We start from the raw sequence: 22,006 nt of genomic DNA, 5'->3' as shown, positions 1-22,006 counted from the left end.
CTGCTGCGCGAAACGGATGAAACATTGCGCGCGTGAAGCGCAGGTGGCGCAGAGTAATACCTGGTTCACAAAATCGCGATGGATGTTTCATTCCATATTGAATTTGGAATTTTTATTCCTCATAATTTCTTTATCGTTAGTCTGGCAAAGGCCAACCCCCAGACGCACGCCGGGATGCCTGCTCCCTTGCACGCGTGTCTGCTTATCACAGAAGGAAACCACAGGTATGAATACAGAAAAGAAGCGGCTTGATGTGATTTGTATTGGGCGCATCGCCGTTGACCTTTATGGTCAGCAAATTGGTGCGCGGCTGGAGGATATGAGCACGTTTGCTAAATATCTCGGCGGCTCCTCCGGCAACGTCGCCTATGGCACCGCGATTCAGGGGCTGAAATCAGCGATGCTGGCGCGCGTCGGCGATGAGCATAACGGCCGCTTTCTGCGCGAAGAGCTGAATCGCGTAGGGTGTAATACCGACGGACTGATTACCGATAAGCAGCGTCTGACCGGACTGGTGATTCTGGGCATCAAAGATGAAGAGACCTTTCCGCTGATTTTCTACCGCGATAACTGCGCCGATATGGCACTGGTGCCGGGCGATATTGATGAAGATTTTATCACTTCGTCGCGCGCGGTCGCCGTAACCGGCACCCATCTTTCGCATCCGCAGACGCGCGCCGCGGTGCTGAAAGCGCTGGATATCGCAAAGCGCAACGGCCTGCGCACCGCGCTGGATATCGACTATCGTCCGGTATTGTGGGGCCTGACCTCACTCGGCGACGGCGAAACGCGTTTTATCGAGTCTGAACAGGTGACGCGACAGCTACAGGAAGTGATTCACTATTTCGATCTGATTGTCGGTACGGAAGAGGAATTTCATATCGCCGGCGGCAGCACCGATACGCTTACGGCACTGAAAAATGTGCGCCAGGCGACTCAGGCGACGCTGGTCTGTAAGCGCGGCCCGCTGGGCTGCGTGGTATTTGAGGGTGATATTCCCGAGTCCTGGGAACAGACGAAGCTGCAAAGCGGCGTACGGGTTGATGTATTAAACGTGCTGGGCGCGGGCGATGCCTTTATGTCCGGCCTGCTGCGCGGCTGGCTCAACGACGAAGGCTGGGAACAGGCGTGTCGTTACGCCAATGCCTGCGGCGCGCTGGTGGTGTCGCGTCACGGCTGCGCCCCGGCGATGCCGACCAAAGAGGAGCTGGATGATTTCCTCAGCCGCGATAAAGAGGTGAAGCGCCCCGATCTCGACGCGCGTTTAAATCACCTGCATCGCGTGACCACGCGCAAACAGCAGTGGCCGGAGCTGAACGTATTCGCCTTTGACCATCGCAAACAGCTGGCCGATATGGCGCGCGAAGCGGGCGTCGACGAGAGCAAAATCCCGGCGCTGAAAGTGCTGCTGCTGAAGGCGGCTGAAGAGGCGGCGCGCGAGGCCGGGCTGGAGAACAAGAGCGGTATTCTTGCCGATACCACTTATGGCCAGAAAGCGCTGAACGCCATTACCGGCAAAGGGTGGTGGATTGGCCGTCCTATCGAAATGCCCAGCTCGCGGCCGCTGCGCCTGGAGCATGGCAATATCGGCTCGCAGCTGATCGACTGGCCGGCGGAGCATGTCGTGAAATGCCTGGTGTTCTACCATCCGCACGACAGCGCCGAAATGCGCAAAGAGCAGGACGATCTGGTGCTTGACGTCTGGAACGGCTGCAACAAGAGCGGGCACGAGCTGCTGCTGGAAGTCATTCTGCCGGAGAGCAATCCCGATCATAACGAGGCCTACTATCTTGAGATCCTCAGCCACTTTTATCAGATGGGCATCCAGCCCGACTGGTGGAAGCTGCCGCCGCTGTCGGCGAAGAGCTGGCAGGCGATTAGCGGCCTGATCGAGCAGCAGGATCCTCATTGCCGCGGCATTTTGCTGCTGGGTCTCGACGCGCCGGAAGAGAAGCTGAAGGCTGGCTTCGCCGCTGCGGCGAAAGCGCCCTGGGTGAAAGGCTTTGCGGTCGGTCGTACTATCTTCGGCCAGCCGTCGCGCCAGTGGCTGCAGGGCGAGCTGGATGATGGGGCGCTCATAGAGAAGGTGAAGGGCAACTATCTGCGGCTGATCGACTACTGGCGCGCCGCGCGCGGTTAACAGCTAAAAAAACGGCGGGAAAATTCCCGCCGTTTTTATCTGTCAGTTCTTATCTCAGGCTTTCAGCCATTCTTAAAAACATTGTTATTTCAGCGTGATGCTCTGGATAATGCTGTCCGCATCGCTCTGCGCCTGCTGCTGGTTGTCGCCTGGCAGAGTGATCTGCAGCGTCAGCAGTTTACCGTCGACTTTCGCCAGGATTACTGAGGACCAGGAGGTCTGATTATTGGCCGACACTACGCTGTCCAGACGCTGCGCAGGCTGATCTTTCAGGGTAATCGCTTTGTCAGACACCACCTGCAGCTGTGGGTCGCGGTTGCGTTGCTGCTGTTCCAGACGCTGCGCCAGCACGTCCAGCCCTTCGCTGGTGGCGTCGCCTGCGATCACAATAATGGCGCGCGCGCCGGTTTCATCGGCGTATACGTGCATATTGGTGGTCTGGTTGCCCAGCTTGCCGCTCTTGTCCGACATGCCGGCCGGCAGCGAGAAGCTCAGCTTACCGTCCATCAGCGTTACGTTCTGCGACGACTGGCTGGCGCTGGTGCCATTGCTGCCAGCCGCGTCATCTTTCTTCTGATCGCAGGCCGCCAGGCCCAGCACCAGTAAGCCAATACCCGCATATTTCACTAAGTTTCGCATCTGAATCCCTTTATTTGATTCCAGTAAGGCGTTCATACAACTCGAATCAGGCGGCAAAAGCAACCGCCCGATTGTCAGCAGATCTTAGCGGGTCGCAGCGAAACGCTCTATGTCCGTTTAGCCGAAATTAATCTGCGGGCGCTGTGAACGTTCTGTCAGACGTTTCAGCATTGCATTGAGCAGTACGCCATAAGCGGGCAGGAAGAAGACAAGGCAGATCAGCACTTTAAAGCTGTAGTCCACCAGCGCGATCTCTACCCAGTGCGCGGCCATAAAGGGATCGGTGCTTTTATAAAAGGCGATAAAGAAAAAGGCGAGCGTATCGCTGATATTGCCGAGGAACATCGCGCAGCCGGGCGCAATCCACCACTGCGGCAGCTGGCGCAGACGGTTAAAGACATGGACGTCGAGGATCTGTCCCAGCGCATAGGCCATAAAGCTGGCGCAGGCGATGCGCGCAACGAACAGGTTGACGTGATGCAGCGCGGCGAAGCCCTGCCACTGGCCCTGATAAAACAGACTTGAGACCAAATAGGAGACAAACAGCGCCGGGATCATTACCGCCAGGATAATGCGGCGCGCCAGCGGGGCGCCGAAAATACGCACCGTCAGGTCAGTCGCCAGAAAGATAAACGGGAAGCTGAATGCGCCCCAGGTGGTGTTGAAGCCAAAAACGGAAACCGGCAGCTGCACCAGATAGTTACTGGAGATAATCACCAGCAGATGAAACAGGGATAGCCAGACCAGCGCATGCTGACGCTGACGCGAAGAAAATGCGATCATAATGGACCTTTTTCATATTGGGGTGAGGGAACCCATTGCCGCGCAAAGCGGAGCCTGCGCGACGGTACCGAATGTAAAAACCGCGGCATCTTACCGCGTTGTGCTATTTACGCAATGGTTAATTTTAACGCAATCGTTCTCGTCTTGCGTCTGCGGGCGGGCGCGTTAAAATGAGCGCCCCTGTTTAGAACCGAGTGATTTATGAGCGACAACTTCTCCCATGCCGACCATCAGCTGGATGCCCTGGGCCTGCGTTGCCCGGAGCCGGTAATGATGGTGCGTAAAACGGTCCGCACTATGCAGGACGGGGAAACGCTGTTGATTATCGCCGACGATCCGGCCACTACGCGCGATATTCCCGGCTTCTGCCGCTTTATGGAACACCGCCTGCTGGCGCAGCAAACCGAAACCCTGCCTTATCACTATCTGATCCAGAAGGGTCTCGGCGCCTGATCGTCCTGTCGCGCGTTATTCCCGACGCGTGCGCAGCAGGCGCAGCGCGTTAGCGGTCACCAGCGCCGTCGCGCCAGAGTCAGCGACCACCGCCAGCCATAAGCCAGTCAGGCCCAGCAGCGTTGTCACCAGAAACAGCGCCTTCAGCCCCAGCGCAATGGCGATATTCTGCCGTAGCGTGGCGCGCGTGCGCCGCGCCAGCGCCACCAGCGACGGCAGCAGCGGCAAGGCGTCGCGCGTCAGCGCGGCGTCGGCAGTCTCCAGCGCGATATCGCTGCCGCTGCCCATGGCGATACCGATGGTGGCCGCTTTCATCGCGGGCGCATCGTTGATGCCGTCGCCCACCATCGCCAGCGGCTGCTGCTGGCCCAGCGCGCGAACAGCATCGACCTTATCGGCGGGCAGCAGAGCGGCGCGAAAATCGATGTCGAGTTCGCGAGCGATCGCTGCCGCGGCGCGCGGGTTGTCGCCGGTGAGCATCATGCTTTCGATGCCCATTTTCTTTAATGCCGCCAGCGCGGCCTGCGCATCGTTGCGCAGGTTATCGCGCAGCGCCAGCGCGCCCAAAGGTTCGCCGTCGCGCAGGATCGCCACCAGCGTTTGTCCCTGTTCTTCCTGCCCGACAATCTGCGCGCGCTGTGCGGCGGTCAGGACGTCAACGCGGCCAGGGGACAGCAGTTCCACCTGCGCGCCCTCGACCTGCGCGGCGATGCCGCTGCCCGCCAGCGTCACCTGCTGGCTTGCGGAGGGTAGCGTCAGCTGCCGCTCCCTGGCGGCCGCAACGATCGCCGCCGCCAGCGGATGGGTTGAACCCTGTTCCACCGACGCCGCCAGCGCCAGCAGCTCATCCTGTGACAGCGTGGCGAAGCAGAGTACGGCAGCGACCTGCGGCTTGCCCTGCGTCAGGGTACCGGTTTTGTCGAAGGCGATGGCGCGTATCTGGCTGAGACGTTCCAGCGCTGCGCCGCCTTTAATCAACGCGCCCTGACGCGCGGCGGCGGCGAGGCCGGAGGTAATGGCGGCAGGCGTGGCGATCACCAGCGCGCAGGGGCAGCCGATCAGCAGCAGCGTCAGCCCTTTATAAACCCACGGCAGCCAGGCGCCGAAACCGAGCAGCGGCGGCACCACCATCACCAGCGCAGCCAGCAGCATAATCAGCGGCGTATAGATGCGGCTAAAGCGATCGATAAAGCGCTCCACCGGCGCGCGATGGCTGTCGGCCTCTTCTATCAGCGTCAGAATACGGTCGATGGCGCTTTCGCCTGGTTTCGAGGTCACCTCAAGCTGAATCAGGCGATCCACGCTGGTAGCGCCCGCCAGCAGCGCATCGCCCTTTTCACGCGTAACCGGCAGCGACTCGCCGGTTAGTGCGCTTTCGTCCAGGCTCGCTTCGTCGCTCAGCAGGCGGCCATCGACCGGCAGGCGTCCGCCAGCCGCGACCTCGATCACGTCTCCGGGCCGCAGCGCCGTCAGCGCCACGGTTTCCCGCACCTCGCCTTTTATCCGTACGGCGTTTTCCGGACGCAGCGCCATCAGTTGCGTAACGCCGCTGCGCGCACGCGCGGCGGCAAAGGCTTCCAGTCGTTCGCCCAGCAGAAACAGCAGCAGCACCATCGCCGCTTCGGCATGGGCGCCAATCAGCAGCGCGCCAGCGGCGGCGACGCTCATCAGCATTTCGATAGTAAAGGCCGAGCCGCTGCGCGCGCGTCGCCACGCGTCACGCGCCACCGGCCATAATCCAGTCAGCGTGGTGGCGATAAACAGCGCGTCGCCCCAGCGCGGCATGAAGCGGCTCAGCGTAAAGCTGGCGAGCATCATAACGGCGAGTATCAACAGGGTTTGGTTCTCGCGCCAGCGGGAAGCGGGGCGGGGCGGCGTCGTCTCGCTGACTAGCGAGAAACCGGCGCGCGCGACGGCCTGTTCAACGGCGGCGGCGATATCATCGCTGGCGTCCACCAGCAGCTTTTCGCTGGCGAAGATGACGCGCGTGTGAACCACCTGGGGCAACTGGCTAACGGCGGTTTCGACGGTGCGGGCACAGCTGGGACAATCCATGCCGCTGACGCGCCAGCTAAAGTGCCAGGAGCCGCGCCTGTCGCCCTCTTCGTCCCCATCGCCGCCGGGGCTGCTATCAGCCTCGCAGCAGCCACCGCTGCATTCAGGCTGTACGGGCGTGGCGGCCTTGATATTAAGACGAACGGACGAGGCGCCAGGCAGGGCGCACAGGGGTTTGGTTGCGGAATGAGTGGTGCCTGGACGGCCGCAGCCGCAGGCGTGACGATGTTGGTGCATAGAACCTCCAGTAACGGGCGGGCGACGCCGCCCGCTACTGCATCCTACACTCTGGAGTCGACTCCAGAGTCAAGACCGGTTTTGCACTAGTAGAGCCAGAGCGAGCGAACAATCATAAAGTGCCCGGCGAAGTAACAGGCGGCGACGATGGCGCTGTCGGCGCTGAAGCGGCGGCGATAGTGGCTGACAAACCAGACGATATTCGCCAGCAGCAGCAGGCTTGCGCCTACGACCAGCGTGAAGCTGTCATCCGTAGGGCGGAAAACGTACTGCTCAGCGGCCAGCCATGTCATCACCAGCGTCATGCCGATCAGCGTGCAAACCGGCCAGCGCAGCGTCTCCAGACGGCTCCAGATCACCGCGATGGTGACTACGCCGATAATCAACAGGGTCAATGGAATCGGCCAGTAGAAGGTCATCGTCATGCTGGCGGCGAAGCAGATGGTATAGAGCAGATGAGAGAGAAAGAACGCGCCCAGCGCATAGAGCATCTGCTGACGCGGCAACAGTAACAGCGCATCGCCGACCAGCGTCGCGATAAGCCCGGCGATAATCAGGTAATCGGTGGGTTTCAGCACCGGCGCCTGCCAGGCCCAGCCGACCATTAATAGCAGAGTGATAGGTTTGAATAGCCAGCGCTGCCACTGCGGGCCGCGATAGGAGGCATCAACATAGAGCCAACCGGAAAAAAGTACCGCAAGAAATGACCAAAGCATTGCTGCTCCCTTAAGGACAACCTGTCCATCAGATGGTGAAAATTCCCAATAAGTCGATCCCAGTTTAGGTTACGGCTTCGCAATGTGACAATGAGGCAACTCTGGTTGTATGCTTCCCCCGCATTGCTTTTCAGAGCTTAACGAGACGAGAAAAAACCATGAGCAAACCACCGCTACTCTTTTTTATCGTACTGGCCGTTATCGCCGTACTGGCGACTCGTCAGTTTATCAGGCAGCGGCGCGAAGCGGCGGTCAACGACGCCTCACCGGTGCGCACGCTGACGGTGAAGGTGAAAACCAAGCGGGAATATCCGTCGCCTAACCGGCGTTCACGCCAGCGGGAAACGATCGCAGGCGAAGATATGCGTTATGAAGCCTGGTTCCATCCTCTGAATGGTGCCAGCGACATTAAAGCGATTGTGGGCGAGCGCGATTACAACCAGATGGATACCGGCGCGAAAGGAGAGCTGAAAATGCAGGGATCGCGCTTCGTCAGCTTTACGCCGGTACAGTAGGCGCTGACGGGATGCCGCGGCAGCGCGGGCGAGGCGGAACGCTTTGCTTGTCGTTCCGCTCATCCGGCCGCGAGCGTTGTCAGCCGTTTGATCGCCGCGCTTACTTCTTCTTAGGGAAATTGGCCTTCTGCCACGCCAGCAGCTCAAAGACGCCAAAGAGAAAGATTTTCGTCTGCGTCCAGCGATCGATCGGCGGCGCGTCTTTCGGCTGGGTTGCGCGCAGCAGCGTCAGCTGCAGACCGTGCATCAGCACCATAAAGAACAGCGCGACGTGGATAAAATAGCGCAGCGGTTTAGGGTAGGGGTCTACCAGGTTGAACAGTAAAAAAGCCCAGACGCACAGCATCAACAGGCGACCTAAATTAAGCAACATCGGATGTCTCCTGTTGTCGGTGATATAAACGATACGCCACTTGCCCGGCGATCTTTTCGCGATGCAGCGCCCAGCTGGTAGGCACCGGCGGCGCGCCGTGTTCCACTTCGCTCTCTACATAGATCATCGCCTCGTCCGCCAGCCAGCCATTTTGCTCCAGCAGCTGCAGCGTTTGCTCCAGCAGACCTTTGCGGAACGGCGGATCAACGAATACCACATCATAAGGCTCGCCGGAAGCGGCCAGCCAGTTAAGGGTATTGGCGTTGATCACCTGCGCGTCGCTGGCGCGCAGGGTTTGTACATTCTTCTCCAGCTGTTGCGCCACCGAACGTTCCAGTTCCAGCAGCGTCACCGACGCGGCAAAGCGCGACAGCGCCTCCAGACCGAGCGCGCCGCTGCCGGCGAAGCAGTCGAGACAGCGCGCCTGCTGCAGAACGGGCGCCAGCCAGTTAAACAGGGTTTCGCGAACGCGATCGGTAGTAGGGCGCAGCCCGGCGCTGTCTGGCACCGGCAGTTTGCGTCCGCGCCACTGACCGCCGATGATGCGGATTTGTCCGGCACCGCCTGTGCCACGAGGGGTTTTACTCATCTTGCTCACAACTCGTCATAATTTGTTGCGTAGTTTAACGGGCGAATCGGTGAGAAGAAACGGTAAAAAAGGGTGCTGTGGTGCGCTGGCTGGAAAGTGTTAGACTAGTGAGTTGCTGAAGTCATACATAATTCTGCCGTTTTTCGCCCTTTTGGCGGTGAAAACCAGAGCTAATTTTTATCCCCTGGGAACAGCGAGCGACCGGGATTAAGCCATCGAGGAGTGTGGTCACACAATGGCAAAAGAGAAAAAACGTGGCTTTTTTTCCTGGCTGGGATTTGGCAAAGAAGAAGAGACACAACAGCCTGCTGAAACGCCTGAACAGCAGCCAGAGGATCCTGCGCTAGCGCAGGCGGAAACCGACGCGGCGCATACCGTCGAACTGACCGAGCAGCTCGCCGAGGCGCAGCGCGAAGCGCCAGCGCACGCCGCTGAAGAGCACATTGCCGCTGAGCCGGAAGCTGAACCGATCGTCCAGAAAGCGCAGGATGCGGAAATTATCGCGCCGCTGGAGGAGATCATTCCGGAAGAAGAGCCGGAGCTGGCGCCGCAGCCGATAGAAGAAGAGATTGTGCCGGAAGCGCTGCCCGAAGAGGAGCAGCCGCTGGATGACGAAGAGCTAGCGGCGCTGGCACTGGCAGAAGCGCCGCAGGATGAAGCGGCGGAAGAGATCGCCGCCGAAGATGAGATTCAGGATACCGTCAGCGATCTGCCGCTCGCCGCCGCGCCGATCGTTTCTCAGGAGCAGGAGCGCCCCACCAAAGAGGGTTTCTTCGCCCGCCTGAAACGTAGCCTGGTAAAAACCCGCCAGAACCTTGGCTCCGGCTTTATCAGCCTGTTCCGCGGCAAAAAAATCGACGACGATCTGTTTGAAGAGCTGGAAGAGCAGCTGCTGATCGCCGACGTCGGCGTAGAGACGACGCGCCGCATCATTACTAACCTGACGCAGCAGGCGAACCGCAAACAGCTGCGCGATGCGGAAGCGCTCTACGGCCTGTTGAAAGCAGAGATGTCGGGCATTCTGGCGAAGGTCGACGCGCCGCTCGACGTCAGCGGCAAAGCGCCGTTCGTTATCCTGATGGTCGGCGTAAACGGCGTCGGTAAAACCACCACCATCGGCAAGCTGGCGCGTCAGTATCAGGCGCAGGGCAAATCGGTGATGCTGGCGGCGGGCGATACCTTCCGCGCGGCGGCCGTTGAGCAGCTGCAGGTGTGGGGCGAGCGCAACCATATTCCGGTCGTGGCGCAGCATACCGGCGCAGACTCCGCCTCGGTGATTTTCGATGCCATCCAGGCGGCGAAAGCACGCGGCGTTGACGTGCTGATCGCCGATACGGCGGGTCGACTGCAGAATAAATCGCACCTGATGGAAGAGCTGAAGAAAATCACTCGCGTGATGAAAAAGCTGGACGAGGAGGCGCCGCACGAAGTGATGCTCACCCTTGATGCCAGCACCGGTCAGAACGCCATCAGCCAGGCGAAACTTTTCCATGAGGCGGTCGGCCTGACCGGTATTACCCTGACCAAGCTGGACGGAACGGCGAAAGGCGGCGTGATCTTCTCCGTGGCCGATCAGTTCGGCATCCCGATTCGCTATATCGGCGTCGGTGAAGGTATTGAAGATTTACGGCCCTTCAAGGCCGAGGATTTTATTGAGGCACTGTTTGCCCGAGAGGATTGATTGGGATGATTCGCTTTGAAGAGGTCAGTAAGGCATATCTCGGTGGACGTCAGGCGCTGCAGGGCGCGGATTTCCATTTGCGGCAGGGCGAAATGGCGTTCCTCACCGGCCATTCCGGCGCCGGTAAGAGTACCCTGCTGAAGCTGATTTGTGGCATTGAGCGGCCGAGCGCGGGCCATATCTGGTTCAGCGGTCACGACATTTCCCGGTTGCGCAACAGCGAGGTGCCGTTTCTGCGTCGCCAGATTGGCATGATCTTTCAGGATCACCATCTGCTGATGGATCGTTCTGTTTATGACAACGTGGCGATCCCGCTGATTATCGCCGGCGCCAGCGGCGAAGATATTCGCCGTCGCGTGTCGGCGGCGCTGGATAAGGTTGGCCTGCTCGATAAGGCGAAAAGCTTTCCAATCCAGCTCTCCGGCGGTGAACAGCAGCGCGTTGGCATTGCGCGCGCTGTCGTGAACAAGCCCGCTGTGCTGCTGGCGGACGAACCGACCGGCAACCTGGATGACGCGCTGTCAGAAGATATTCTGCGACTGTTTGAAGAGTTTAACCGCGTGGGCGTCACGGTGCTGATGGCGACGCACGACAGCGGGCTGATCGCGCGTCGTCGCTATCGCGTTATGACGCTCAATCAGGGACGCCTGCATGGAGGCCACGATGGTCAATAAACGCAACAAGCGCCCCGCTGCGCCAAAAGCGAAAGCGCCGTCAAAAAGCAAAGCGCTGAAGGGCGGCTGGCAGGAACAGTGGCGCTACGCGTGGCGCGGCACGCTGTCCGATATGTATCGCCAGCCGCTGGCGACGCTGCTGACGGTGATGGTTATCGCTATCTCGCTGACGCTGCCCAGCGTCTGCTACATGGTATGGAAAAACGTCAGCCAGGCCGCGACGCAGTGGTATCCCGCGCCGCAGCTGACGGTCTATCTGTCGAAAACGCTGGACGATACCGCCGCTGAAAATGTGGTGGCGCAGCTGAAGCAGGTCGATGGCGTAGATAGCGTTAATTACCTGACGCGGGAAGAGGCGCTGAATGAGTTCCGCAACTGGTCGGGCTTTGGCGGCGCGATGGATATGCTGGAGCAGAACCCGCTGCCGGCAGTGGCGATTATCACGCCGAAGCTCAACTTCCAGAACTCCAGCACCATGCAGAACCTGCGCGACAGGGTAGCGAAAGTGCAGGGCGTCGATGAAGTGCGCATGGACGACAGCTGGTTCGCCCGTCTGGCGGCGCTGACCGGGCTGGTAGGGCAGGTCGCTTCCATGATCGGCGTTCTAATGATTGTCGCGGTGTTCCTGGTGATCGGTAACAGCGTGCGGCTTAGCATCTTCGCGCGACGCGATACCATCAACGTGCAGAAGCTGATCGGCGCCACCGACGGCTTTATCCTGCGCCCGTTCCTTTATGGCGGCGCGCTGCTCGGCTTTAGCGGCGCGGTGCTGTCGCTGATCCTCTCTGAGGTGCTGGTTCTGCGTCTGCAGTCGGTGGTGGCGCAGGTGGCGCAGGTGTTTGGCACGACCTTCGCGCTGGAAGGCTTCTCGTGGGATGAAGGTCTGCTGCTGCTGCTTATCGCCGCCATTATCGGCTGGATCGCGGCATGGCTGGCAACGGTACAACATTTACGTCGTTTTACGCCCCAGTAACCGCCTGCAACGTTTTTTTGATATAATGTTCCTCTGCTGCCGACGATTCGGGCGCAGAGGAACCCCTCTCTTCCCGCCTCGTCATCTGTGTGTAAAATATTCACTGCTATAATTGAACTTGTGGATAACTTGGCTACTCTAAGTAGCACAGATTGCTTTCGGATTTTCCCCGGCGTTGACTTAAGGTAACGTCTGCTCAAAGGGAAGACGCAGCAACTTAATAACCATTGTGAGGGTTTGAATGACCAAAGAAATGCAAACTTTAGCTATTGCTCCTCTTGGCAACCTGGAATCTTACGTTCGGGCCGCCAACGTCTGGCCGATGCTGTCGGCAGAAGAGGAAAAAGCGCTGGCTGAACGGCTGCATTACCAGGGCGATCTGGATGCGGCTAAGACGCTGATCCTGTCTCACCTGCGCTTTGTAGTTCATATCGCTCGTAATTATTCCGGTTACGGCCTGCCTCAGGCGGACCTGATTCAGGAAGGGAACATCGGCCTGATGAAGGCGGTGCGTCGCTTTAATCCTGAAGTTGGCGTGCGTCTGGTCTCTTTCGCCGTCCACTGGATTAAAGCCGAGATTCACGAATACGTGCTGCGTAACTGGCGTATCGTGAAGGTCGCTACCACTAAAGCGCAGCGCAAGCTGTTCTTTAACCTGCGTAAAACCAAGCAGCGTCTGGGCTGGTTCAACCAGGACGAAGTCGAGATGGTGGCGCGTGAACTGGGCGTAAGCAGCAAAGACGTGCGTGAAATGGAATCGCGTATGGCCGCGCAGGATATGACCTTCGATATGTCCGCCGACGATGAGAGCGGCGAAGGCAAAACAATGGCGCCGGTGCTCTATCTGCAGGATAAAACCTCAGACTTCGCCGACGGCATCGAAGAGGATAACTGGGAATCGCACGCTGCTGATAAGCTGAGCGACGCGATGCTGGGCCTCGACGAGCGCAGCCAGCACATCATCCGCGCCCGCTGGCTGGACGAAGATAACAAAACCACGCTGCAGGAACTGGCGGATCGCTACGGCGTGTCAGCCGAACGCGTGCGACAGCTTGAAAAGAACGCCATGAAGAAATTACGTATGGCGATAGAAGCATAAAAAAAACGGGCGACGCGAAGTCGCCCTTTTTTTTGCCCGTTATTTGACCCAGCCGTCACTCTGCGCGCGAAAACCGCAGGCCTGCATAAAAGCGGCGCGCTCGCCCTGGTTTGCGCTGCCGTCATCCGCTACCCACCAGCTTGAGACAGAGCCGTTTTGCGCCATCGTCTCTTCCATCAGATATTGACCCACGCCGCGCCGCCGCGTCACCTCGCGCACCTCCAGCTGCGAAATTTTCCCCTGCGCTCCCACAATCTCCAGCTTTAGCGCGCCCAGCAGCCGCTCATTAAAGCGCGCGGCGTAAAGGCGCTGGTTTTCGCTCAGGCTTTTTTCCAGCGCCGTAATATCTTCTTTTGGCCAGATTTTCGCCAGATCGATGTGGTCCTGCGGGCTGAAGGTGGTCAGGCGCAGAATAGTCAGCTTCATAACAAACACCTGTACTAGTCGAAAGGGCATAGTGTAGCGAATTTATACAGTCAGAGCGCCGTCACTTTTTTAAGTTGAAAACAGGTCAAAAGATGGCCGGGATGCCAGGATAGAGGAGATAAAGAACAATAAGCGGCGCATAAGCCAGCATAACGCGCTGGAGAAATGGAGAAAAAGCCTGCATAACAACCAGATGATTATGCTGTTTCGGCCCGCTATTTCCCAACAGGTCAGTTGATTTACAGAAGAAACTTCCTGTTTAATAACCTGAAAAATAAAGCCTTATTATCAAAAAATACCGGAAAAGCACGCTAAATCGTTCATAAACATCATTTTTCGGCTTTATCCGGTAGCAACAGCAAACCACAAATCACAGACACAACAAGATGGGGAAGTCCGCATGAAAATGAGTAAAGGCCGCGCATTACTGGCGGGTTGCGTTGCGCTGGCGATGAGCCACGCCGCCCTGGCTGCCGATATCAAAATCGCTATCGTGGGTGCCGTGACCGGCCCGGTAGCGCAGTATGGCGATATGCAGTTCACCGGCGCCGCTCAGGCGATTAAAGATATCAACGCCAAAGGCGGCGTGAACGGCAACAAACTGGTGGGCGTAGAGTATGACGACGCCTGCGACCCGAAACAGGCCGTGGCGGTGGCGAACAAAGTCGTCAACGACGGCATAAAATATGTTATCGGCCATCTTTGCTCCTCTTCTACCCAGCCTGCGTCTGACATTTATAACGACGAAGGCGTGCTGATGATTACCCCGGCGGCGACCGCGCCAGAGCTGACTGCACGCGGTTATGCCACCATTATGCGCACCACCGGGCTCGACTCCGATCAGGGCCCGACCGCTGCTAACTATATCCTCAGCGAGATCAAACCCAAGCGTATCGCCGTGGTGCATGACAAGCAGCAGTATGGCCAGGGGCTGGCGGAATCCGTACAGAAAACCCTGAAAGCCAAAGGCGGCAACGTGGTGCTGTTTGAAGGCATTACCGCAGGCGATAAAGACTTCTCTACGCTGATTGCGCGCCTGAAGAAAGAGAATGTGGACTTCGTCTACTACGGCGGTTACTACCCGGAAATGGGCCAGATTCTGCGCCAGGCAAAAGCGGCGGGTCTGAACGCTGGCTTTATGGGGCCTGAAGGCGTGGGCAACGCCTCGCTCTCCAATATCGCAGGCGACGCTTCTGAAGGCATCTACGTGACGCTGCCGAAGCGCTACGACCAGCTGCCGGAGAACAAAGCGATCGTTGACGCCATCAAAGCCAACAGCGCGCAGAACCGCAAAGATCCGACCGGTCCGTTCGTCTGGACCACCTACGCGGCGATCCAGTCGCTGGTAGCTGGCATCGAGCGCAGCAAAAGCGACGAGCCGGAAGAGATTGCGAAAAACCTGAAGGGCGGCGAGCCGGTACCGACAGTGATGGGTAACCTGAGCTGGGACCAGAAAGGCGATCTGAAAGGTTTCGAGTTCGGCGTATTTAAATGGCACAAAGACGGTTCTTCTACCGCGGTTAAGTAATCGTCCCATCGGCAGACAAATCCCTTGCCGCTACGGCAGGGGATTTTCCCGTTCTAATGCAGGTCTTCACTATGTCCGAGCAGTTTCTTTATTTCACTCAGCAGATGCTTAACGGGGTCACTCTCGGCAGCACCTACGCGCTGATCGCCATTGGTTACACCATGGTTTACGGCATTATCGGCATGATCAACTTCGCCCACGGCGAGGTCTATATGATCGGCAGCTATGTCTCTTTTATCGTTATCGCCGCCCTGATGATGATGGGCATCGACACCGGCTGGCTGATGATCGCCGCTGGCTTTGTGATGGCGATCCTGATCTCCAGCGCCTACGGCTGGAGCATTGAGCGTGTCGCCTATAAGCCGGTGCGATCGTCGAAGCGATTGATCGCGTTGATCTCCGCCATTGGCATGTCGATATTCCTGCAAAACTACGTCAGCCTGACGCAGGGCTCGCGCGACCTCGCGCTGCCGAGCCTGATCACCGGCCAGTGGACGCTGGGTCAGAGCAACGGCTTTGCCGCCACCATCTCCACCATGCAGATCGTGATCTGGCTGGTGACCTTTGTGGCGATGCTGGCGCTGACGCTGTTTATTCGCTATTCGCGTATGGGCCGCGCCTGCCGCGCCTGTGCCGAAGACCTGAAGATGGCGAGTCTGCTCGGCATCAATACCGACCGCGTGATTTCGCTGACCTTTGTGATCGGTGCGGCGATGGCGGCGGTGGCGGGTGTGCTGCTCGGCCAGTTCTACGGCTCCATTAACCCCTTTATCGGTTTTATGGCGGGCATGAAGGCCTTTACCGCCGCGGTGCTTGGCGGTATCGGCAGCATTCCGGGCGCGATGATCGGCGGCCTGGTGCTCGGCATCGCCGAAGCCCTGACCTCCGCCTATCTCAGCACTGAATATAAAGACGTCGTCTCTTTTGCGCTGCTGATCGTGGTGCTGCTGGTCATGCCGACCGGTATCCTGGGTCGTCCGGAGGTAGAAAAAGTATGAAGTCCTCCTTTATCAATGCGCTGATCTCCGCCGTCATGCTGCTGGTGCTGGCCAGCTTCTTTATGGGGATGCGGCTCGGCCTGGACGGCACGCGACTGGTAGTGCAGAGCGCCGGGGACGTGCGCTGGAACTGGATTTTCGTCGGCTGTGCCGTGGTTTTTCTGTTTCAGCTGCTGCGCCCGTTCTGGCAGCGCGGCATGAAAAAAATCTCCGGCCCGACGCTGGTGTTGCCCGGCATCGACGGCTCTACGCCTAAGCAGAAGCTGTTTATGCTGGCGCTGATCGTCGTAGCGGTGGCCTGGCCCTTTTTCGTGTCGCGCGGCGCGGTGGATATCGCCACGCTGACGCTGATCTACGTGATGCTTGGCCTGGGCCTGAACGTGGTGGTTGGCCTCTCGGGTCTGCTGGTGCTCGGCTACGGCGGCTTCTATGCTATCGGCGCTTATACTTTTGCGCTGCTGAACCACTACTTCGGTCTCGGCTTCTGGGAGTGTCTGCCGCTGGCGGGCATCGTGTCGGCGCTGTTCGGCCTGCTGCTCGGCTTTCCGGTTTTACGTCTGCGCGGCGACTATCTGGCGATCGTCACCCTCGGTTTCGGCGAAATCGTGCGTATCCTGCTGCTGAATAACACCGCTATTACCGGCGGCCCTAATGGGATTGCGCAGATCCCGAAACCTTCGCTGTTCGGCCTGGAGTTTGGCCGCAAAGTCTCTGAAGGCGGCTGGAGTACGTTCCACGAGTTCTTCGGCTTGAAATATGACCCCAGCGATCGCGTCATTTTCCTCTACCTGGTGGCGTTGCTGCTGGTGGCGCTGACGCTGTTCGTGATCAATCGCCTGCTGCGTATGCCGCTGGGCCGCGCGTGGGAAGCGCTGCGCGAAGATGAGATCGCCTGTCGCTCGCTCGGCCTGAGCCCGACGCGCATCAAGCTGACCGCTTTTACCATCAGCGCCGCCTTTGCGGGCTTCGCCGGTACGCTATTCGCCGCGCGTCAGGGCTTTGTCAGCCCGGAATCCTTTACCTTTGTCGAATCAGCCTTTGTGCTGGCGATTGTGGTGCTGGGTGGTATGGGCTCGCAGTTCGCCGTTATCCTTGCCGCTATCCTGCTGGTGGTCTCGCGCGAGCTGATGCGCGATCTTAATGAATACAGCATGCTGGTGCTGGGCGGCCTGATGGTGCTGATGATGATCTGGCGTCCGCAGGGGCTGCTGCCGATGAAGCGTCCGCACCTGAAACTGAAGCAGAAACAAGGAGAGCAGGCATGATTCAGCCTTTATTAGCCGTTGAGGGTCTGATGATGCGCTTCGGCGGCCTGCTGGCGGTCAATAACGTGGCGCTGGAGCTGCGCCCGCAGGAGATCGTCTCGCTGATCGGCCCGAACGGCGCGGGCAAGACCACCGTTTTCAACTGCCTGACCGGCTTCTACAAGCCGACCGGCGGCACCATTAAGCTGCGCGAGCAGCATCTGGAAGGGCTGCCCGGCCAAAAGATCGCCCGCATGGGCGTGGTGCGCACCTTTCAGCACGTTCGCCTGTTCCGTGAGATGACGGTTATTGAGAACCTGCTGGTGGCGCAGCATCAGCATCTGAAAAGCGGCCTCTTTTCAGGCTTATTTAAAACGCCTGCGTTTCGTCGCGGCGAGAGCGAAGCGCTGGATCGCGCCGCCACCTGGCTGGAGCGCATCGGGCTGCTCGATCTCGCCAACCGTCAGGCGGGCAATCTGGCTTACGGCCAGCAGCGCCGTCTGGAGATTGCGCGCTGCATGGTGACGCGCCCGGAGATCCTGATGCTGGACGAACCGGCGGCCGGGCTTAACCCGAAAGAGACGCACGAGCTGGATGAGCTGATTGCTGAGCTGCGCGGTGAGCACAAGGTTTCTGTGCTGCTGATTGAACACGATATGAAGCTGGTGATGGGTATTTCCGACCGTATCTATGTGGTGAACCAGGGTACGCCGCTGGCCAACGGCACGCCGGAAGAGGTGCGCAACAATCCGGATGTGATCCGAGCCTATTTAGGAGAGGCGTAACATGGCAAACCCGATGTTATCCGTTAATAACGTCAGCGCGCACTACGGCAAGATCCAGGCGCTGCATAACATCAGTCTGCATATCAGCCAGGGGGAAATTGTCACCCTGATCGGCGCCAACGGCGCGGGAAAAACCACGCTGCTCGGCACGCTGTGCGGCGAGCCGCGCGCCACGCAGGGCACGATTACCTTTGATGGCAAAGTGATTACCGACTGGCAAACCGCGCGCATCATGCGCGAGGCGATCGCTATCGTGCCGGAAGGACGCCGGGTATTCTCGCGCATGACGGTGGAAGAGAACCTGGCGATGGGCGGCTTCTTTGCCAGCCGCCGGGAGTATCAGACGCGCATCGCGCGCGTCTATGAACTCTTCCCACGCCTGGCGGAGCGTAAAATCCAGCGTGCGGGCACCATGTCCGGCGGTGAGCAGCAGATGCTGGCGATTGGCCGCGCGCTAATGAGCCAGCCGCGTCTGCTGCTGCTGGATGAACCTTCGCTGGGACTGGCACCGATTATTATCCAGCAGATCTTCGACACCATCGAACAGCTGCGCAAAGAGGGGATGACCATCTTCCTGGTGGAGCAGAACGCCAATCAGGCGCTGAAGCTGGCGGATCGCGGCTATGTGCTGGAAAACGGTCATGTCGTGCTGGAAGATACCGGGGAAGCCCTGCTCTCCAACGAAGCGGTTCGCAGCGCCTATTTAGGTGCCTAGAGCTGACTTGCCTGCCAGATTGCGGTTGGGCAGCGCTCGTCATCCTCACGTACAGCTTGTACGCTGCGGTGACGGCGCTGGCCGTCCGTAATCTGGCTGCGCCGCCGACGGCTGCGGCTGTAGTCTGTTAAAAAACGTCAGGTAAACCCTTTCATCCGGCCGTCATATGGCTGTCATTTATCTGTTATTAATCCGTCATTTCCCCGTGTCATGTTACTCCGCGAACAAAAAATGCGTGATATCGCGCGTACCTACCTGCACAGGAAAATTCTATGTCCGTGTTTACTTTTCGTCGTAGCCTGATGAGTGCGGTTCTGGGCCTGGCTATCAGCGGCAATGCGCTGGCCGCCACTGAGATTCCTTTCTGGCATTCTATGGAGGGCGAGTTAGGCAAAGAAGTCGACTCTCTGGCGCAACGTTTTAACCAGGCGCATCCCGACTATAAAATTGTTCCAACCTACAAAGGTAACTACGAGCAGAGCCTCGCGGCAGGCATCGCAGCGGTACGTTCCGGTAAAGCGCCCGCCATTTTGCAGGTGTACGAAGTCGGCACCGCAACCATGATGGCCTCGAAGGCGATCGTGCCGGTGCATCAGGTTTTCCAGGACGCGGGCATCCCCTTTGACGAAAAACAGTTCGTGCCGACCGTGGCGGGCTACTACAGCGATGCCAGCGGCCACCTGATTTCTCAGCCGTTCAACAGCTCCACGCCGGTGCTCTACTACAACAAGGACGCCTTTAAAAAAGCGGGCCTGAACCCCGACCAGCCGCCGAAAACCTGGCAGGAGCTGGCAAAAGATGCCGACGCGCTGCGTAAAGCGGGCCTGACCTGCGGCTACGCCAGCGGCTGGCAGGGCTGGATCCAAATCGAAAACTTCAGCGCCTGGCACGCCTTGCCGGTCGCCAGCAAAAACAACGGCTTCGACGGCACCGATGCGGTGCTGGAATTCAACAAGCCGGTGCAGGTGCGCCATATCCAGATGCTGGAGGATATGAACAAGAAAGGCGACTTCACCTACTTTGGCCGTAAAGACGAGTCCACCGCCAAGTTCTATAACGGTGACTGCGGCATTACTACCGCCTCCTCTGGTTCGCTGGCGGATATCAAGCACTACGCCAAATTTAACTACGGTGTTGGCATGATGCCGTATGACGAAACTGTGCCGAACGCGCCGCAGAACGCCATTATCGGCGGGGCCAGCCTGTGGGTGATGAAGGGCAAAAACGCCGACACCTATAAGGGCGTCGCGGAGTTTATGCAGTTCCTCGCGCAGCCGGAAATCGCGGCCGAATGGCACCAGAAAACCGGCTACCTGCCGATCACCACCGCGGCTTACGAGCTGAGCAAGCAGCAGGGCTTCTATGACAAGAACCCTGGTGCGGATATCGCGACGCGTCAGATGCTGAACAAAGATCCGCTGCCGTTCACTAAAGGCATGCGTCTGGGCAATATGCCGCAGATCCGCACCGTGGTCGACGAGGAGCTGGAAGGCGTCTGGACTGGCAAACAGTCGCCGCAGGCTGCGCTGGATAACGCGGTGAAACGCGGCAACGAGCTGCTGCGCCGCTTTGAACAGCAAGTGAAGTAATTCCGTTCGGTAAAAGGGTCGGCGCGTGCCGACCCTGTTCTCTTTCTCAGACAGAGTACGCTATGTCTTCATCTCGCCCGGTGTTCCGCACCAGTCTGTTGCCCTATCTGCTGGTGCTGCCGCAGCTGCTGATTACCGCTATCTTTTTCCTCTGGCCCGCGGGCGAAGCCCTGTGGTATTCGCTGCAGAGCCTTGACCCGTTCGGCATCTCCAGCACTTTTGTCGGCTTCGAAAACTTCAGGCGTTTGTTTCAGGACAGCTACTACCTCGACGCCTTCTGGACCACTATCGTCTTCAGCACCCTGGTGACGGTATGCGGCATGGTGCTGTCGCTGCTGCTGGCGGCGCTGGTGGATTACGTTATTCGGCTGCGCAAGCTCTACCAGACGCTGCTGCTGCTGCCTTACGCGGTGGCGCCCGTGGTCGCGGCGGTGCTGTGGATGTTTCTGTTCAATCCCGGCCTCGGCCTGATTAGCCATCTCCTTAACCAGCTTGGCTACAGCTGGAACTATGCCCAGAACAGCGGCCAGGCGATGTTCCTGATCGTGGTGGCCTCGATCTGGCAGCAGATGAGCTACAACTTTTTATTCTTTTTCGCGGCGCTGCAGTCGATTCCGAAATCGCTGGTGGAAGCCGCGGCGATCGACGGTGCCGGTCCGGTGCGGCGCTTCTTCAATCTGTCGCTGCCGCTGATTACGCCGGTCAGCTTTTTCCTGCTGGTGGTGAACCTGATCTACGCCTTCTTCGACACCTTCCCTGTTATCGACGCCGCGACCGGCGGCGGGCCGGTGCAGGCGACCACGACGCTTATCTACAAAATTTATCGTGAAGGTTTTACCGGGCTGGATCTCTCCTCTTCGGCGGCCCAGTCGGTAGTGCTGATGCTGCTGGTTATCGGCCTGACCGTTATTCAGTTCCGCTTCGTTGAGCGTAAGGTACAGTACCAATGATTGAAAACCGTCGCGGGCTGGATATCTTCAGCCACACGCTGCTGGTGCTGGGCGTGCTCACTATTCTTTTTCCGCTCTATGTCGCCTTTGTCGCCGCCACGCTGGATAACGAAGCGGTCTATCAGGTGCCGATGACGCTTATTCCGGGAACCCATCTGTGGGAGAACATCTCGCGCATCTGGACGCAGGGCGTTAACGGCAGCGGCCCGGCTTTTAGCCTGATGCTGCTTAACAGCCTGATCATGGCGTTCGGCATCACCGTCGGTAAGATCACGGTGTCGATGCTCTCCGCCTTTGCGCTGGTCTGGTTCCGCTTTCCGCTGCGCACGCTCTTTTTCTGGCTGATCTTTATCACGCTGATGCTGCCGGTCGAGGTGCGTATCTTTCCGACGGTACAGGTGATTTCCAACCTCAATATGCTCGACAGCTACAGCGGCCTGACGCTGCCGCTGATGGCGTCGGCCACGGCGACCTTCCTGTTCCGCCAATTCTTTATGTCGCTGCCGGACGAGCTAATCGAGGCGGCGCGCATCGACGGCGCCAGCGCGATGCGCTTCTTCTGGGATATCGTGCTGCCGCTGTCGAAAACTAACCTCGCGGCGCTCTTTGTTATCACCTTTATTTACGGCTGGAACCAGTATCTCTGGCCGCTGCTGATCGTCAACGACGCCTCGCTCAGCACCGCGGTAGCGGGGATCAAAAGCATGATCTCCACCAGCGGATCGCCGACGCAGTGGAACGAAGTGATGGCGGCAATGTTATTAACCCTGATCCCACCGGTGGTGGTGGTGCTGGTCATGCAGCGCGCGTTCGTGCGTGGCCTGGTCGAGAGCGAGAAATAAGC

The 22,006-nt window shown here is 58.8% G+C and carries 22 protein-coding genes; 15 read left to right on the top strand and 7 right to left on the bottom strand.

What is annotated here, in order from left to right; translation table 11 throughout:
* The first annotated feature begins 226 nt into the window (after positions 1-226).
* Positions 227-2,140: a bifunctional 5-dehydro-2-deoxygluconokinase/5-dehydro-2-deoxyphosphogluconate aldolase gene (locus B3797_RS06565; RefSeq protein WP_311790678.1), complete on the top strand. Its 1,914-nt coding sequence runs from the start codon at positions 227-229 to the stop codon at positions 2,138-2,140.
* Between the two features lie 84 nt (positions 2,141-2,224).
* Here the strand turns inward: B3797_RS06565 and B3797_RS06560 are convergent, their stop codons facing one another.
* Positions 2,225-2,779, bottom strand: coding sequence for a DcrB family lipoprotein (locus tag B3797_RS06560; protein WP_126689825.1), 555 nt, complete (start codon positions 2,777-2,779; stop codon positions 2,225-2,227).
* A gap of 117 nt (positions 2,780-2,896) precedes the next feature.
* Entirely contained in the window at positions 2,897-3,562 is a 666-nt protein-coding gene (locus B3797_RS06555; protein ID WP_311790677.1) for a 7-cyano-7-deazaguanine/7-aminomethyl-7-deazaguanine transporter, read from the bottom strand.
* Positions 3,563-3,763: 201 nt separating this feature from the next.
* On the opposite strand from B3797_RS06555, the gene tusA reads away from it, so the two are divergent.
* On the top strand, positions 3,764-4,015 hold the full coding sequence (gene tusA / locus B3797_RS06550) for a sulfurtransferase TusA (RefSeq protein WP_103796303.1): 252 nt from the start codon (positions 3,764-3,766) through the stop codon (positions 4,013-4,015).
* A 15-nt stretch (positions 4,016-4,030) separates the two neighbouring features.
* On the opposite strand, the gene B3797_RS06545 is transcribed toward tusA, so the two are convergent.
* The gene (locus B3797_RS06545) at positions 4,031-6,307 is read right to left on the bottom strand and encodes a zinc/cadmium/mercury/lead-transporting ATPase (RefSeq protein ID WP_311790676.1); all 2,277 of its coding nucleotides are present in this window, start codon (positions 6,305-6,307) and stop codon (positions 4,031-4,033) included.
* Positions 6,308-6,393: 86 nt separating this feature from the next.
* Entirely contained in the window at positions 6,394-7,023 is a 630-nt protein-coding gene (locus B3797_RS06540) for a lysoplasmalogenase (RefSeq protein WP_311790675.1), read from the bottom strand.
* A 158-nt stretch (positions 7,024-7,181) separates the two neighbouring features.
* On the opposite strand from B3797_RS06540, the gene B3797_RS06535 reads away from it, so the two are divergent.
* On the top strand, positions 7,182-7,538 hold the full coding sequence (locus tag B3797_RS06535; RefSeq protein WP_120457184.1) for a DUF2500 domain-containing protein: 357 nt from the start codon (positions 7,182-7,184) through the stop codon (positions 7,536-7,538).
* Positions 7,539-7,638: 100 nt separating this feature from the next.
* On the opposite strand, the gene B3797_RS06530 is transcribed toward B3797_RS06535, so the two are convergent.
* Positions 7,639-7,911, bottom strand: a complete 273-nt coding sequence (locus B3797_RS06530) for a DUF1145 family protein (RefSeq protein WP_311784053.1) — start codon at positions 7,909-7,911, stop codon at positions 7,639-7,641.
* A complete protein-coding gene (rsmD, locus tag B3797_RS06525) occupies positions 7,901-8,500 on the bottom strand; it encodes a 16S rRNA (guanine(966)-N(2))-methyltransferase (protein WP_126689822.1) in 600 nt (199 codons plus the stop codon). Before rsmD ends, B3797_RS06530 begins: the two co-directional genes overlap by 11 nt.
* A gap of 235 nt (positions 8,501-8,735) precedes the next feature.
* Between rsmD and ftsY the strand changes: the two genes are divergently transcribed.
* The 4 genes from ftsY (at position 8,736) to rpoH (ending at position 12,927) form a co-directional block, all read left to right on the top strand.
* The gene (gene ftsY / locus B3797_RS06520; protein WP_311790674.1) at positions 8,736-10,181 is read left to right on the top strand and encodes a signal recognition particle-docking protein FtsY; all 1,446 of its coding nucleotides are present in this window, start codon (positions 8,736-8,738) and stop codon (positions 10,179-10,181) included.
* A gap of 5 nt (positions 10,182-10,186) precedes the next feature.
* Entirely contained in the window at positions 10,187-10,855 is a 669-nt protein-coding gene (gene ftsE, locus B3797_RS06515; protein WP_120457191.1) for a cell division ATP-binding protein FtsE, read from the top strand.
* Positions 10,845-11,828: a permease-like cell division protein FtsX gene (gene ftsX, locus B3797_RS06510; RefSeq protein WP_120457193.1), complete on the top strand. Its 984-nt coding sequence runs from the start codon at positions 10,845-10,847 to the stop codon at positions 11,826-11,828. Before ftsE ends, ftsX begins: the two co-directional genes overlap by 11 nt.
* Before the next feature lie 241 nt (positions 11,829-12,069).
* Positions 12,070-12,927 (top strand): RNA polymerase sigma factor RpoH, encoded by an 858-nt coding sequence (gene rpoH, locus B3797_RS06505; protein ID WP_120457195.1) that lies wholly within the window; start codon positions 12,070-12,072, stop codon positions 12,925-12,927.
* Positions 12,928-12,966: 39 nt separating this feature from the next.
* Here rpoH and panM read toward each other — a convergent pair whose 3' ends face one another.
* Entirely contained in the window at positions 12,967-13,353 is a 387-nt protein-coding gene (gene panM / locus B3797_RS06500; RefSeq protein WP_311790673.1) for an aspartate 1-decarboxylase autocleavage activator PanM, read from the bottom strand.
* 400 nt (positions 13,354-13,753) lie between these two features.
* On the opposite strand from panM, the gene B3797_RS06495 reads away from it, so the two are divergent.
* From B3797_RS06495 to ugpE, 8 genes are all read left to right on the top strand, one after another.
* Entirely contained in the window at positions 13,754-14,881 is a 1,128-nt protein-coding gene (locus B3797_RS06495; protein ID WP_120457199.1) for a branched-chain amino acid ABC transporter substrate-binding protein, read from the top strand.
* A 71-nt stretch (positions 14,882-14,952) separates the two neighbouring features.
* Positions 14,953-15,879: a high-affinity branched-chain amino acid ABC transporter permease LivH gene (gene livH / locus B3797_RS06490; protein WP_311784056.1), complete on the top strand. Its 927-nt coding sequence runs from the start codon at positions 14,953-14,955 to the stop codon at positions 15,877-15,879.
* On the top strand, positions 15,876-17,144 hold the full coding sequence (locus B3797_RS06485) for a high-affinity branched-chain amino acid ABC transporter permease LivM (protein ID WP_271152567.1): 1,269 nt from the start codon (positions 15,876-15,878) through the stop codon (positions 17,142-17,144). The genes livH and B3797_RS06485 overlap by 4 nt, the downstream gene beginning before the upstream one ends.
* Positions 17,141-17,908, top strand: coding sequence for a high-affinity branched-chain amino acid ABC transporter ATP-binding protein LivG (gene livG / locus B3797_RS06480; protein WP_311784058.1), 768 nt, complete (start codon positions 17,141-17,143; stop codon positions 17,906-17,908). The genes B3797_RS06485 and livG overlap by 4 nt, the downstream gene beginning before the upstream one ends.
* Before the next feature lies 1 nt (position 17,909).
* Positions 17,910-18,623 carry a high-affinity branched-chain amino acid ABC transporter ATP-binding protein LivF gene (gene livF, locus B3797_RS06475; RefSeq protein ID WP_311790672.1) on the top strand — a complete coding sequence of 238 codons (714 nt, stop codon included), beginning with the start codon at positions 17,910-17,912 and terminating at the stop codon, positions 18,621-18,623.
* A 272-nt stretch (positions 18,624-18,895) separates the two neighbouring features.
* On the top strand, positions 18,896-20,212 hold the full coding sequence (gene ugpB, locus B3797_RS06470; RefSeq protein ID WP_120457207.1) for a sn-glycerol-3-phosphate ABC transporter substrate-binding protein UgpB: 1,317 nt from the start codon (positions 18,896-18,898) through the stop codon (positions 20,210-20,212).
* A gap of 62 nt (positions 20,213-20,274) precedes the next feature.
* Positions 20,275-21,162: a sn-glycerol-3-phosphate ABC transporter permease UgpA gene (ugpA, locus tag B3797_RS06465; RefSeq protein ID WP_311784060.1), complete on the top strand. Its 888-nt coding sequence runs from the start codon at positions 20,275-20,277 to the stop codon at positions 21,160-21,162.
* Positions 21,159-22,004 (top strand): sn-glycerol-3-phosphate ABC transporter permease UgpE, encoded by an 846-nt coding sequence (ugpE, locus tag B3797_RS06460; RefSeq protein ID WP_271152568.1) that lies wholly within the window; start codon positions 21,159-21,161, stop codon positions 22,002-22,004. Before ugpA ends, ugpE begins: the two co-directional genes overlap by 4 nt.
* Positions 22,005-22,006: the final 2 nt, after the last annotated feature.

Source organism: Pantoea sp. UBA5923, assembly GCF_002431095.1.
GTDB lineage: Bacteria > Pseudomonadota > Gammaproteobacteria > Enterobacterales > Enterobacteriaceae > Pantoea > Pantoea piersonii.
This window is presented reverse-complemented; position numbering and strand designations above follow the sequence as displayed.